The sequence below is a fragment of the Lactobacillus sp. B4007 genome, assembly GCF_026535895.1.
GTDB lineage: Bacteria > Bacillota > Bacilli > Lactobacillales > Lactobacillaceae > Lactobacillus > Lactobacillus panisapium.
This window is the reverse complement of the sequence record NZ_JAFNPA010000004.1, coordinates 179,391-192,654: the sequence shown is the minus strand read 5'-3', so window position 1 is coordinate 192,654 and position 13,264 is coordinate 179,391. Positions and strand designations below refer to the sequence as shown.

Below are 13,264 nucleotides of genomic sequence, written 5' to 3'. Positions count from 1 at the left end.
GCAACAATTAATAGTCTAATTTAGTCTTTAGTTCTACCGGTTAATATTTATTGTTTTTTGAATCGACGAAGGAAATTAAGTACCGTGACAATCACTTGTCCAACCGTCAGGATCAAGCCTACGGTTTCTAATACATCAATTGTGTCTTCACCGTTATTCAAGTTTTTATTTTTTCTCATCTAACCACTTCCTGCAAAAACCATTTAAGCAAATATTGATTCTTCTTAAATTATACTTTTTTATTCTCAATATACATCAAGTATATACCATATTATTGAGTAAGTTTTGCTTTTAAGATTTTAAAATAAAAAAGTTAGCTCTGAAATAATTTCAAAAACTAATTCTTAGTTAGCAGCAATAATGAAAAAAGTCGGGTTAATATAAATATTTTTTTACAGCTTCTGCAGGAGCCATTCCCGCACGAATTTTTAATTCCAATTCAATTGCCACATCCGCAATAATTAATTGGGGATCAATTATATTATACGGGTGGTCTGGCGCTTTTTCTTGTGCTAAAGATAACTCGGTACAACCTAGCAAAATAACCTCGCAGCCATACTCATCATGCATTTTACGCAATATGCGGTGATACAACTCAGCATCAACAACACCTTTTTGCTTGATGTTGTCGTAGATTAATTCAGTTACTAACGGCTGAATTTCTGGGCCGCCTAATTCAGCTTTTCGCCCTACCTTGGCTAATTCATCAACATAAAGATGATCATAAATTGATCCTTCAGTCGCAATTAAACCAATTTTTGTTTCGTCCGGGTAATCTTGCACAAACCGGTGAACAGCAATTCGCATCATATGCAAGAAAGGAACATCGGTCAGCGCTGCCAAGTCATCATAAAAATAGTGTGCAGTGTTACACGGCATAATAAAGAAATCTGGCTTAAGTTGCGCTTGCTGTAAAACATCTTCACGCAAATTAAGAAAGAAATTAGGTTGCGAATGATCTTTTATATATGCTGTTCTATCAGGAATTTGAGCATCATTGACCAAAACGTAATTTAAGTAGTCCTGATCCTTAGTAATCTTAATTCGATGATTTAATTGGCGAGCTAGGCTCTCCGTCGCAATCGTTCCCATTCCGCCAAGAATGGTAAAAAAGTTTTTCATATGTTCTGCTTTTCTCACTAATTAAAGTGCTCGTCTTGTCCTTCTAACTCGTTGATTATTTGCTGAGCAACAGTAATATCTGAAGGATAAGGGGTATTAATACCACGTACTTTCTGGAAGCCATCTTCGCCCTTGCCACAGACTAAAACAACATCACCTTTTTTCGCCATGCTGATTGCATCGTGAATGGCCTTTTGCCGGTCAAGTTCAATTGTTACGTCCACTTTTGAATGATCGATACCAGCATCGATTTCCTGGCAAATTTCTAGTGGATCCTCAAAACCGGGATCATCAGTAGTCAAGAAAGCCTTGTCAGCGTATGCATTCAAGCTCTTACTAAAACCGGGACGGCGAGAAACGCCTTTATCACCAGGTGCACCGACAACCACAATGATTTTTGGATTATCAAATTCACGTTGCATGAAGCCCATCAGTGCCATCATTGAGGCTTCATTATGCGCATAATCAACTACTACCACACCGTGGTCCTTAGTTATTTCTGTCTGCATTCTTCCGGGAACATTAACATCGCGAATACCCCTAGCAATAGCATCATGCTCCATTCCAGCTAGACCTGCACCAATTACAGCAGCTGTTCCGTTGGATTCATTAAAATCACCTAACATCTTTAACTGGTAATCACCAGCAATTTTTAACTTTTTAGCTTGGTCACTGATACACGAAACTTTGAATTTAGTACGTGCCATATCGAGTTCTTCAGAAGAATACCGGAAATCAATTATTTGCGGTAAAGCAGGATTTTCAAACTTTTCGTCAGCAAATAAATAAATGCTATCAGGATCAGTCGTAGTAGTAGCTGCCGCATAAACTTCGTTAAAATGTGCAGTTTGCGCATTGATTATACACTTACGTGCATTAACCAATAATTGCAGCTTACAGTGTAAATAATCCGCAAAATTAGGATGCTCGTTTGGACCAATATGATCTGGGGAAATATTCAAGAAGAAGCCGAGGTCATAAGTTAGGCCAAACACCCGGTTACGTTTATAAGCTTGACTAGAAACTTCCATCACCAAATGAGTCATACCATTATCGACTGCATTACGCATATCACGGAACAAATCAAGTGATTCCGGTGTAGTGAGGCTCGACTTGAACGTATCTTCAGGATTTTGACCTACGACATTATTAACAGAAGAAATTAATGCTGTCCTGCCACCATTAACCTGGTCAAGTATCCCTTTTAAAAAGTATGCCGTTGTTGTCTTACCCTTGGTTCCAGTAATGGCAATTACATATAGGTCATCCTGAGGAAACTGGAAGAATGCTGCCGACAACAAGGCCATTGCTTTGGCCACATCACGTACAATCAAGGCGTGCATTCCTTTTCCTTCCGGATAAGGTTGTTCAGCAACATAACAATTAGCACCGTTATCCTTTGCCATTGATAAATAAGTTGGTCGAAAACCTGCTCCTTTACAGAAAAACAGGGTATTAGTTTGGATATCACGTGAATCATAGGAAACATATTCCATCTGCGTAATCACCGTATCTTGAACTGCACTAGACTTAAGCAGGTGATGTTCTTTTAAAATTAAAATACAGGTATTTAAGGAAATACTCATGCTATACCTCTCTATTAGTTTATCTAGTCAAAATTATATCACAGCTAGGCGTGAGTTTTTGCATTCTTTAGATCTAATGGCAAACAAATGATAAAACGTGTCCAATTATCATCTGATTCGCAGTGAATTTTGCCATGATGCAAGTCGACAATACTCTTAGTAATCGACAATCCCAGGCCAGTTCCGCCAGTCTTGGTATTTCTGGAGGTCTCCATCCGGTAAAAACGTTCAAAAATCTTTTTTAATGATTCTTCGGGAATACGCGCTCCGTTATTTTCTACCCGCAGTTCAACTTCATTATTATTTACTAAATTAGCTACAAGATTAATTTGCGTTGCCCCAGTACCATATTTTAAAGCATTTGAAATCAAGTTATTATAGACTCTAACAAGCTTTTCTGGGTCGGCTTGAATCGTTAAGTCCTTAGGTCTTGTTTCAATATTAAAAATTATTCCCTTTTCATCTGCTTCAAATTCAAAGCCAGCAGCCACTTGTTCTAGCATCGAAAAGATGTGCAAAGAAGACAAACTAAGCTTAGTACTAGTTGACTTAAGTGTCGTATATTCAAGCAGGTCATGAGCAAGTGACTTCATTTGTTCGGCTTTCATGTACGCAATATTGAGGTATCTTTGCTGGTCTTCGGGATCCGAGACCCCCGATTTCAATAAGCCCAAATAGCCAATAATTGAGGTTAGCGGTGTTCTAATATCATGAGAAACATTACTAATTAATTCATCTTTGGACTTTTCAATCGTTCTTTCTTCATTAATAGCAGTTACCGTGCTATCAACTAGTGAATTAATCGAGTCGATAACTTTTTGCAGGTCTGTTTTTACTTTAAAAGAAATGGTGTGATCAAAATGACCCTGAGCAATATAATGCAGTTCTGAAATAACGTGACGCAGCTGCATCTGGTGATAGCGCCTGATGAGTCGCCAATAAAGGACAATTAAATCCCCGATGCCCATAATCACCAAAAAGGTGTTTTGCCAAGACCAGAGATGCCGTCCGCCAGCAAAAGTTATTGTTTTCTTTAAAAAATAAATACCGTTTACCAAGTTTTTATTTTGCAGAATGGTCAGATTGATTAAAATAACGATTGATAAATTGAGCAGCAATAATAATACAACCGTAATTACGCCTTCAGCGAAAAGTTCACTTTTTTCCGCGGCTGTTAACTTGACACGTTCTTTTTTCATTTAGCTAAGCCTCAACCTTATAGCCTACGCCCCAAACAGTTTGGATGACATCTTCGCCACCAGTTGCTTTTTGAATCTTGTCACGCAAGTGCGAAACGTGAACCATGACGGTTTTGGCAGAAACAATGGATTCTTGCTGCCAAACACGTTCAAATATTTCATCGGCTGAAAATACCCGGTTAGGGTGACTGGCAAGTAAATATAAAATTCCAAATTCCAGTGCCGTCAACTGAATATCCTTACCGTCAATCGTTTTCACCTCATGTGAATCACGGTTAATAATGAGCGGCCCAATTTCAAGAACATCAGGTTCATCATCTTTAACCTGCTTTTGACTACGACGTAACAGTGAACGGACACGGGCCATCACCTCTAACGGATTAAACGGCTTGGAAACATAATCATCGGCACCAGTAATTAGTCCCTGGATTTTATCCATGTCGCCTGTCTTAGCGGAAACAATAATAATCGGAATATCCGAGTCTTTCCGAACTTCCTTAATTACATCAATTCCACTCATGCTAGGCATCATTACGTCCAAAATCATTAGAGCAATGTCAGGAGTAGTAGTGAGCTTAGTAATGGCTTCTTTGCCGCTATAAGCTACAACAGGGGTATAACCTTCATTTTTAAGGTAAATACTTAATAATTCAACGATTTCTTTATCGTCATCAACTACTAAAATTTTCATCGGGCATATTCCCTTCTTTAATTTTCTTTTTGTTAGATTTATCTAAATTATTTTTTCGTTTTATTTTTGCTAACTATAGTGTAGCAGACTCTTTGCCATCTATTTTAGCCAATTATCTGATAATCACCTAATATTCAAGCATAACTTATCTTTTTATTAAAAAAGCTGGACAACTTGGTCCAACTTAACTAGTTAAAATCATTTATTCCACTTAAATACCTGATAATCCATTGCCGGTCAACATAGCCCAATATTTCTTGATTCGAATTTTGAACAGCAATTGCTGGATGCTCGCTTAAAAGAGCTAACAAGTTAGCTAATTTATCATCAACACTAATTACAGGCGCCGCTTTAGTACTATCTCCTTGCTCCTCTTTAAGTTCATTAAACAGGATTGCTTGACGCACAGGCGTTTCGTATAAATCATTGCCAAGACTTCCCTGAAAGAATTCGCGAACAAACTGGTTAGCAGGATGACGCAGAATCTCTTGCGGCTCAGCCACTTGTAATAAATTGCCATCTTTCATAACACCAATTCGGTCAGCCAGTTTAAGTGCTTCACTCATATCATGTGTAACAAAAACAATGGTATTATGCAGCTCCCGGTGAAGCTTAATAACAAGATCTTGGAGATTAGTCCGCGACAATGGATCAAGGGCACTAAAGGGCTCATCCATTAACACAATTGGCGGCTTAAAAGCAATTGCCCGTAAGATTCCAATCCGTTGCTGCTCACCACCAGATAGTTCTCGCGGATAGCGATCATAGTAGTTATCTGGATCGAGGTTGACTTGCTTTAAAAAATTGCGTACCTTTTCGCGTTGCTCTTGTTCTTTACCCTTCACTTCGCCCTTGATTTCAGGGATTAAAGCAATATTCTTAGCAACAGTCATATTAGGAAAAAGGGCAATTTGCTGCAGCACGTAACCAATGTTCCACCGCAGTTTTTGGACATTATAATCAGTGGTGGGCTGATCATTAACTAGTACCCTACCGGAACTGGGGTCCTCCAACCGGTTAATCATTTTAATTGAAGTCGTTTTGCCACTACCAGAATTACCTACCAAAACAAATAGCTCGCCTTGCTGAATGTTTAAATTGAAATCATTAACTACCACTTGATCAGCAAAGGCTTTTTTTACGTGTTCAAATTTAATTGCTGTTGTCATGGCTAGTTCTCCTTAATTAAATGATGTCGCACTAGATATTTATGGGCTACTTGGCTTGGATCCGCATTTTTGACGTTTACTTCATAATTCATTTCCTGCATTTCTTTTTCCGTAATTCTGCCTGCCAGTTTGTTCAAACTAGCTACAATCTGTGGGTGCCGTTTAGCAAAATCAGACCGCATGAGTGGTGCCCCCTGATAGATTGGGAAGTTATGCTTATCATCTTTTAAAATATTTAAGTGATATTGCCGCAGTTCACTATCAGTGGAATATGCGTCAACAATATTAACTTTTCCCTGCTCAATTGCCTGGTAGCGCAGTGCTGGTTCCATCGATTTAACCGGGAAATTAATCTGGTAACGCTTTTTAATACCCTTAAAGCCATCACCACGATCAATAAATTCCATGGTCATTCCACCCTTTAACTGGCTCTGAATGTTTGCTAAATCACTGATTGTCTTTAGCTGATGTTTTTTCATAAAACTGGCTTTAACCGCGAGCGCATAAGTATTATCGTAGGCCATTGGCTTAAGCAAGGTAAGGTTATCTTGCTTAGCAAGAACTGCACGCGCTTGCTCATAAGTTTGCTTTTCGGTTAAATTAGTCGTCGTGACCGGCTTTTTGGCTAAAGTTTCCAGTACTGTTCCGGTAAATTCCGGATAAATATCAATTTTGTCATTTTTAAGCGCACTAAACAAAAAAGTTGTCTTCCCAAAATTGGGCTTAAGGGTTACTTTGACGTGCTTATCACCGTCTTCAATCAATTCTTTGTACATATTAATTAAGATTTCTGGTTCTGCACCTAATTTACCGGCAATCGTCATTGTTTCCGTTTGGCTATTGATTGTTTGATAAACACCTGAACCGACCAAAAAAAGCAGGCAGACGCCGAAAACACCAAGGGTGGTTCTAATTGAGGCATGCTCAAGCCACTTGATTAGCGCACTTAAAGTGATTGCCAATAGGCCGGAACAAACAGCACCGATAATGATTAAGGCAGTGTTATTGCGATCAATTCCCAGTAGGATAAAACTTCCTAATCCACCTGCACCAATTAACGCAGCCATCGTTGCTGTACCGATGATTAAAACTAGCGCAGTCCGAATTCCCGAAATAATTGTTGGCATCGCAAGCGGCAATTCAACCTTGGTCAGTTTTTGCAGTCTAGACATCCCAAAAGCATTGGCAGCTTCTTCAAGCGCGGGATCAATGCCGGTTAGTCCAACATAAGTATTTTGAAAAATTGGCAACAGGGCATAAACAACTAAGGCAATCACTGCCGGAACCGTGCCAATCCCTACTAACGGAATCAAAAGACCTAAAAGGGCTAAGGACGGAATTGTTTGCAAGATACTGGTTAGCTGTAATAAAAATTCAGCTGCCTTTTTATGCTTTGTTGCCCAAAAGGCAAGTGGCATTGCTATCAGCATTGCTAATAACAATGATACTAACGATATTTGTAAGTGCTGCAACAGGGCAACCCATAAATCTCCCCGGCGATCATTGAGGATTTGTATAATTTGGTTCATTGATAATTTCCTTTTTACTCAGCACTGCACTAGTTAACGGCTAAATCATTGCTAGGTAGCACTTTAACCGCAATAACACGTTCACGTGAATTTATTCTTTTATTACAATAACACAAACTGATGTTTTCATCTAAAAATGTGCTCTGATTAGATACTTTTTTAGTAGAAAGTTAATTTTACTTTGTTAACCTTAAGCCTCTTTAACCTTGCTCGCGTAAGCTTTAAGTGCACTGATATCAGCAATTATCAACAATTATTTTTAAAAATCAGCAAACAAAAAATCCTAATATCTTTGACAACTTATTATAGATATTAGGATTCTTATTAATTTATTTTATTCAATTTCTTTCTTGCCAGTGTAGAGTTCGTAGTAGTAACCCTTCTCCTTGAGAAGCTCTTCGTGGTTACCAGCCTCAATAATATGACCGTGGTCAAGAACTAAAATCAAGTCCGAGTTAACAATTGTCGATAAACGGTGCGCAATGACAAAACTTGTCCGCCCTGCTAACAGGTTATCCATTCCGGCTTGAACCAACTTCTCAGTTTGAGTATCAATGCTTGAAGTTGCCTCATCCAAAATCATAACCGGTTCATCAGCAATCATTGCCCGTGCGATACTTAATAGCTGCATTTGTCCTTGGGATAAATCGCCGCCATTACCATCAATCACAGTCTTATAGCCCTCATCTAAATTATGAATGAACTCATCTGCGTGTGAAAGGTGTGCTGCTTGGTAGACGTCATCATCGCTGGCTTCCATGTTACCGAAGCGGATATTGTCCATAATAGTGCCGGTAAACATGTGCGTTTCCTGCAGAACAATCGATAGCGACCGTCGCAAGTCATCTTTTTTGATCCGTTTAATTGGAATGCCATCATAGGTAATTGTTCCTGAACCAATTTCATAAAAACGGTTAAGCATGTTGGAGATAGTGGTCTTACCTGCACCAGTTTCACCAACTAGAGCAACTTTCATGCCTGGCTTAGCATCAAGCGAAATGTTGTACAAGATTTGCTTATTAGGTGAGTAACCAAAGTTTACTTTGTCAAAAACAATGTGACCTTTAACGGTAACTTTCTTGACTGAACCATCTTTTTGCGGAACATTCCAGTACCATGAGCCCTTGACATCCTTATTTTTCGAAGTCGTGACATCGCCATCATCAATTTCAACCGGTTCATCTTCCAAGTCGAAAATTCTTTTTGCACCAGCTAACGCCATAACAATTGAGTTTAATTGCTGCGAGATTTGCGCAATTGGCATAGCAAACTGCTTAGATAACTGCAAGAAGGCACCAATTACTCCCAAAGACAAGGGAGCAATATGGTTAAGCGCAACAGCACCACCCAAAACGGCGATTAAGACGTAAAGCAAGTTACCAACATTTCCCATAATTGGGAATAAGACAGTAGCGTAAGTATTAGCTTTACCTGCTGCATCTTCTAAGGCCTTGTTATAAACGTTAAAATCCTTTTCAACTTCAGGCTCATGACTAAAGACCTTAATTACCTTTAGCCCATTAAGCATTTCTTCGTTGTAACCGTTGACTTGACCCAATTCTTTTTGCTGCATTTGGAAGTAGTGTGATGAACGCGTAGTTAAAAAGCGCACGATTCCAATTGACAATGCAAAGATAATCAAAGTAAAAATAGTCAGTTGCCAGCTCAAACTAAACATCGCTGCTAAAACAAACACAATGTTAAGCATCGAGTTCATAAATTGCGGAATTGATTGCGAAATCATCTGCATCAGGGTATCGATATCGTTGGTATAACGACTCATAATATCCCCATAATCATTCTCATCAAAATAAGAAATCGGCAATTTTTCCATATGTTCGAACATTTCGTTACGAACGCGATATTGTACTTTTTGTGCCAAAACGGCCATCAGCATTGCAAACAGGTAGTTTGAAATAAAGCCGATAGCATAAAAGCCAAACATTACTGTAATTGCCTGCCAAAGTGGGCCAAAATTAGGATGAGCTTGCTTAGTCAACGGAATGATATAAACGTTAATTAAACGCTCGATAAAAAGCGAACCAATAACATTGGCACCGGCCGTCAATACAATAGCAATGATTGACGTAATTAACATCCAAGGGCTAGTATTCGCAATTAATTTGAGCAAGCGGTACAAGGTTGTGGTCCGCTGACCCTTCATACTTGTTTTTTTATTTTCTGCTGCTTTATCCAAATTTATCACCTACTTCTTTTGCTCTTCTTGGAACTTGGCAATTGAGCTGTAGAGATCATTACGCTCCATTAACTCGTCATGCGTGCCAATATCCTGAATCTTACCATCATCCATGACAACGATTCGATCAGCATCCTTAATTGAAACAATTCTCTGTGAAATGATAATTTTGGTCGTTTCCGGCATATCTTTTGCCAAAGACTCACGAATTTCCCGTTCAGTATGCGTATCAACCGCAGAAGTTGAATCGTCCAGAATCAAAATCTTTGGGTTCTTTAGTAAGGCACGAGCAATCGTAATTCTTTGTTTCTGACCACCAGAAACATTGTTTCCGCCTTGCTCAACCATTGTGTCGTATTTATCAGGCATTTCACGAATAAAGTCATCGGCGTGTGCAATCTTGGCAGCAGTTAGAATTTGTTCATCTGTTGCATGTTCATTTCCCCACTTCAAGTTATCCTTGATCGTACCGGAAAATAAAACATTGTTTTGCAAAACAACGGCAACATTATCACGCAAAGTCTTTAAATCATATGACTTAACGTTATGACCTGAAACGCGGACAGCACCAGAATCAGTGTCGTATAGTCGCGGAATCATTGCTACTAACGTCGACTTAGATGAACCCGTTTTACCAATAATTCCAAGTGTTTCACCCGGCTTAATATTCAAATTGATATTGTTTAAAGCAAGGTTTTTATCATCCGGATTGTACTTAAAATTAACGTGGTCAAAGATAACTTCACCATTAGTAACATGTTTTAATGGTTTACGCGGATTCTCAATTGATGGCTTTTCATTAATTACATCAGCAATTCTCCGACCACTTGCCGCAGAAACAACCAGCTGAGTAAAAATCATGGCCAAAATGTTTAAACTGTTCAAAACTGAGTTTGAATAAGAAAACATTGAAATTAATTGACCGGCTTGTAAACTGCCGCCAACAATTTCTTTAGCACCGAACCAGCAGATAGCCAAGTTGGAAATATTCAATACGGCCATGACCACCATCGCGTTGAGTGACATAATCTTTTGGGCCGTTGAGAAAAGCTTGTAAATAAAACCAGAAGATTTTTTAAACTCTACGGTTTGCGGCTCTTCTTGAACGTAAGTCTTAACTTCGCGAATTCCCCGAATATTTTCGCGCACGACTTGGTTCATTCGGTCATATCCCCGAAAGATTTTAGGGAAATATGGGTTAGCACTCTTAATAATCAGGGCCATTAAAATGACAAAGATTGGTGCAATAATAACAAAGATTAGTGACAAACGTGGACTAATGATCAAGGACATAATTATCGAAACTATCAGCATCATTGGGGCTCTAACCGCAATTCTGATTAGCATTTGGTATGACATTTGAACATTGTTAACGTCAGTCGTCATTCTAGTAACAAGACTTGAACTTGAGAACTTATCAATATTTTCAAAAGAAAAGTCTTGAACATGGTAAAACATGTCTTTACGCAAATTAGCTGCAAAACCAGCTGCCGCATGTGCGGAAAAATAGCTGGCTCCGGCACCTAAAATAAGCGAAACGATTGTGATTATCAGTAGTAATAGTCCAGCTCTAGTAATATAAGGCATATTACCTTTCATGATGCCGTTATCAATTAAAATTCCAACCAGATATGGAATTAACATTTCAATGATAACTTCACCAGTAACAAAGAGCGGCGATAATAAGGATTGTTTCTTATACTGCCTAATTGATTTACGCAGTGTGTTAATCATTAAATACCTCTTTCTATCTATGTGAAATGACTTTCATATGTGCTTAAATTTTAAAAGGATAAATAGATTTTAAAATCTATTTATCCCTAAAAATATATAGTTAACTTAGTATAGCGCTTTTTAAATTAAATAGCACTCTATTTATTTCTTGAAGCCGGGTTGAAAACGGAACCAATAATTTGGTAGTGACGCCGGAATAACCAGCGAGCGCCATAAGTAACGGCAGCAATAATGATATCAGCAAAACCAGGTAATACTGGATTAATTACGTGCAAGACTGGAATCGACAATAGGTAAATAAGAACAACCAGAATAAGTACGATTGCACACATACCTAAAATCAATTTTGACCATGGTATCTTCTTATTTTTACCACCTGCAGGTAAAACCCAGTCATTATATTTCGTCATGAAAATGCCCATGCCGGCACCAATAATGACCAAAGTTAAGATTCCCATTTGAGAGTTGTTCTTTGAGTTAGGTGTAAATAAAGCAATCACACCAAAAAGACCAACAAATAAGGCTACATATAACAAGGCACTATCGGTTGCATATTGCCAAAACGGAATATCAGCCGCAGTTTTTACCTTAGGCTTTAGCATGTCGGCTGCCTTTAACTTAGGTGACATGCCATAAAACGTACTGGCCGGTTGTCCATGACGTTGAGCTATTACCAAGTCAGACATAAGACCGTCAACATGTTTAGCTGCATCTTCTTCACTCATTGATCCTTGAGCTTCTAGTTCTTTTTGCAAACGGTAAACATAATCAGAGTTTTTATTGCTAAGCTGCTCACGCAATTGTGCGGGCTTTGTTTGCTTAACTTCGTCCTCCATGTTTTGGCTTGCAACTTTTTCCTTTAGCTTTTCTTGCTTAGAATTATCAATCTTTGACTGTTCTTCGTTATTTTTTTCTGCCATTATTTCTTCCTAAACATTAAATCTAAATTCAATAATATCACCATCTTGAACTTCGTAGTCTTTACCTTCAAGACGTAATCTACCAGCTTCTTTAACTTTTTGCATTGTTTCATATTTATCTAAGTCATCATAGGAAACAACTTCAGCCCGAATGAATCCACGTTCAAAGTCTGAGTGAATAACACCAGCTACTTGTGGGGCTTTCATCCCTTCATGGAATGTCCAAGCACGTGTTTCCGGACCGCCAGCCGTAAAGAATGTTCTGAGACCTAAAATATGATAAGCTGCCCTAATTAAGCGGTCAAGACCTGACTCAGTAACGCCTTCAGCTTCTAAAAATTCGGCTTTTTCATCGTCATCGAGACCAGCAATCTCTTCTTCGGTTGCTGCAGAAATGCCAAGGCATTCAGCCTTTTCACTTTCAGCATGCTTTTTGACAATCTGGAAGTACTGATCACTTTCGGGATCAGCCATTGATTCTTCCGCAATATTAGCAACATAAATGACCGGCTTAGCCGTTAATAAAAACAGCCCCTTAACAATCTTTTGTTCATCTTCAGTAAAATCAATTGACCGAACGGCCTTGCCTTCTTCTAGGACCGGCTTGATTTTTTCTAAAACATTGTATTCAGCTTTTGCTTCTTTATCATTTTGCTGGGCAATTTTCTTTACCTTATCAATGCGGCGATTAACAGCATCAAGGTCAGCGATTGCCAATTCCAAATTAATGGTATTGATATCTTCTTCAGGATCAACTTTACCGGTTACTGAGGTAATATTATCGTCTTCAAAAGCACGTACCACGTGAATGATCGCGTCAGTTTGCCGAATATTTTCCAAGAACTTGTTACCAAGGCCTTCACCCTTAGAGGCCCCCTTAACTAAGCCGGCAATATCGGTAAATTCAAAAGTGGTATGGACGATTTTCTTGGCCGGAATTAATTCCTGAATCCGGGCAAGACGCTTATCTGGTACTTCAACCATTCCCACGTTTGGTTCAATCGTAGCAAACGGGTAATTGGCCATTTCAGCACCAGCTTTAGTAATCGCGTTAAACAAAGTAGACTTACCTACATTTGGCAAGCCAACAATACCTGCAGTTAATGACATTCTTATC

The 13,264-nt window shown here is 38.7% G+C and carries 11 protein-coding genes; all 11 read right to left on the bottom strand.

Annotated elements, in window-relative coordinates; translation table 11 throughout:
* Positions 1-47 precede the first annotated feature (47 nt).
* The 11 genes from J3U54_RS07840 to ychF all read right to left on the bottom strand — a co-directional run bounded on the left by J3U54_RS07840 (position 48) and on the right by ychF (position 13,257).
* On the bottom strand, positions 48-179 hold the full coding sequence (locus tag J3U54_RS07840; protein ID WP_258562415.1) for a hypothetical protein: 132 nt from the start codon (positions 177-179) through the stop codon (positions 48-50).
* A gap of 196 nt (positions 180-375) precedes the next feature.
* Positions 376-1,122 carry an aspartate/glutamate racemase family protein gene (locus J3U54_RS07835; RefSeq protein ID WP_103752918.1) on the bottom strand — a complete coding sequence of 249 codons (747 nt, stop codon included), beginning with the start codon at positions 1,120-1,122 and terminating at the stop codon, positions 376-378.
* A 17-nt stretch (positions 1,123-1,139) separates the two neighbouring features.
* Complete coding sequence (locus J3U54_RS07830; RefSeq protein ID WP_103752877.1) at positions 1,140-2,708, bottom strand: UDP-N-acetylmuramoyl-L-alanyl-D-glutamate--2,6-diaminopimelate ligase; 1,569 nt, start codon at positions 2,706-2,708, stop codon at positions 1,140-1,142.
* A gap of 44 nt (positions 2,709-2,752) precedes the next feature.
* A complete protein-coding gene (locus J3U54_RS07825; protein WP_103752876.1) occupies positions 2,753-3,907 on the bottom strand; it encodes a sensor histidine kinase in 1,155 nt (384 codons plus the stop codon).
* Positions 3,908-3,911: 4 nt separating this feature from the next.
* Positions 3,912-4,598: a response regulator transcription factor gene (locus tag J3U54_RS07820; protein ID WP_103752875.1), complete on the bottom strand. Its 687-nt coding sequence runs from the start codon at positions 4,596-4,598 to the stop codon at positions 3,912-3,914.
* Between the two features lie 188 nt (positions 4,599-4,786).
* Positions 4,787-5,767, bottom strand: a complete 981-nt coding sequence (locus J3U54_RS07815) for an ABC transporter ATP-binding protein (RefSeq protein WP_220235099.1) — start codon at positions 5,765-5,767, stop codon at positions 4,787-4,789.
* Positions 5,768-5,769: 2 nt separating this feature from the next.
* Positions 5,770-7,296 (bottom strand): ABC transporter permease/substrate-binding protein, encoded by a 1,527-nt coding sequence (locus tag J3U54_RS07810; protein ID WP_220235098.1) that lies wholly within the window; start codon positions 7,294-7,296, stop codon positions 5,770-5,772.
* Positions 7,297-7,630: 334 nt separating this feature from the next.
* Positions 7,631-9,460, bottom strand: a complete 1,830-nt coding sequence (locus tag J3U54_RS07805) for an ABC transporter ATP-binding protein (protein ID WP_103752917.1) — start codon at positions 9,458-9,460, stop codon at positions 7,631-7,633.
* Between the two features lie 42 nt (positions 9,461-9,502).
* Positions 9,503-11,227, bottom strand: a complete 1,725-nt coding sequence (locus J3U54_RS07800; RefSeq protein WP_103752872.1) for an ABC transporter ATP-binding protein — start codon at positions 11,225-11,227, stop codon at positions 9,503-9,505.
* A 137-nt stretch (positions 11,228-11,364) separates the two neighbouring features.
* Positions 11,365-12,147: a DUF1129 family protein gene (locus J3U54_RS07795; RefSeq protein WP_103752871.1), complete on the bottom strand. Its 783-nt coding sequence runs from the start codon at positions 12,145-12,147 to the stop codon at positions 11,365-11,367.
* 9 nt (positions 12,148-12,156) lie between these two features.
* On the bottom strand, positions 12,157-13,257 hold the full coding sequence (gene ychF, locus J3U54_RS07790; RefSeq protein WP_103752870.1) for a redox-regulated ATPase YchF: 1,101 nt from the start codon (positions 13,255-13,257) through the stop codon (positions 12,157-12,159).
* Between the last annotated feature and the right edge of the window lie 7 nt (positions 13,258-13,264).

Excerpts from the sequence above, each read along its gene's own strand:
- J3U54_RS07825 (WP_103752876.1), bottom strand. The coding sequence starts at position 3,907 with ATGAAAAAAGAACGTGTCAAGTTAACAGCCGCGGAAAAAAGTGAACTT.
- ychF (WP_103752870.1), bottom strand. The coding sequence starts at position 13,257 with ATGTCATTAACTGCAGGTATTGTTGGCTTGCCAAATGTAGGTAAGTCT.
- J3U54_RS07795 (WP_103752871.1), bottom strand. The coding sequence starts at position 12,147 with ATGGCAGAAAAAAATAACGAAGAACAGTCAAAGATTGATAATTCTAAG.
- J3U54_RS07840 (WP_258562415.1), bottom strand. The coding sequence starts at position 179 with ATGAGAAAAAATAAAAACTTGAATAACGGTGAAGACACAATTGATGTA.
- J3U54_RS07820 (WP_103752875.1), bottom strand. The coding sequence starts at position 4,598 with ATGAAAATTTTAGTAGTTGATGACGATAAAGAAATCGTTGAATTATTA.
- J3U54_RS07800 (WP_103752872.1), bottom strand. The coding sequence starts at position 11,227 with ATGATTAACACACTGCGTAAATCAATTAGGCAGTATAAGAAACAATCC.
- J3U54_RS07835 (WP_103752918.1), bottom strand. The coding sequence starts at position 1,122 with ATGAAAAACTTTTTTACCATTCTTGGCGGAATGGGAACGATTGCGACG.
- J3U54_RS07805 (WP_103752917.1), bottom strand. The coding sequence starts at position 9,460 with ATGAAGGGTCAGCGGACCACAACCTTGTACCGCTTGCTCAAATTAATT.
- J3U54_RS07810 (WP_220235098.1), bottom strand. The coding sequence starts at position 7,296 with ATGAACCAAATTATACAAATCCTCAATGATCGCCGGGGAGATTTATGG.
- J3U54_RS07815 (WP_220235099.1), bottom strand. The coding sequence starts at position 5,767 with ATGACAACAGCAATTAAATTTGAACACGTAAAAAAAGCCTTTGCTGAT.
- J3U54_RS07830 (WP_103752877.1), bottom strand. The coding sequence starts at position 2,708 with ATGAGTATTTCCTTAAATACCTGTATTTTAATTTTAAAAGAACATCAC.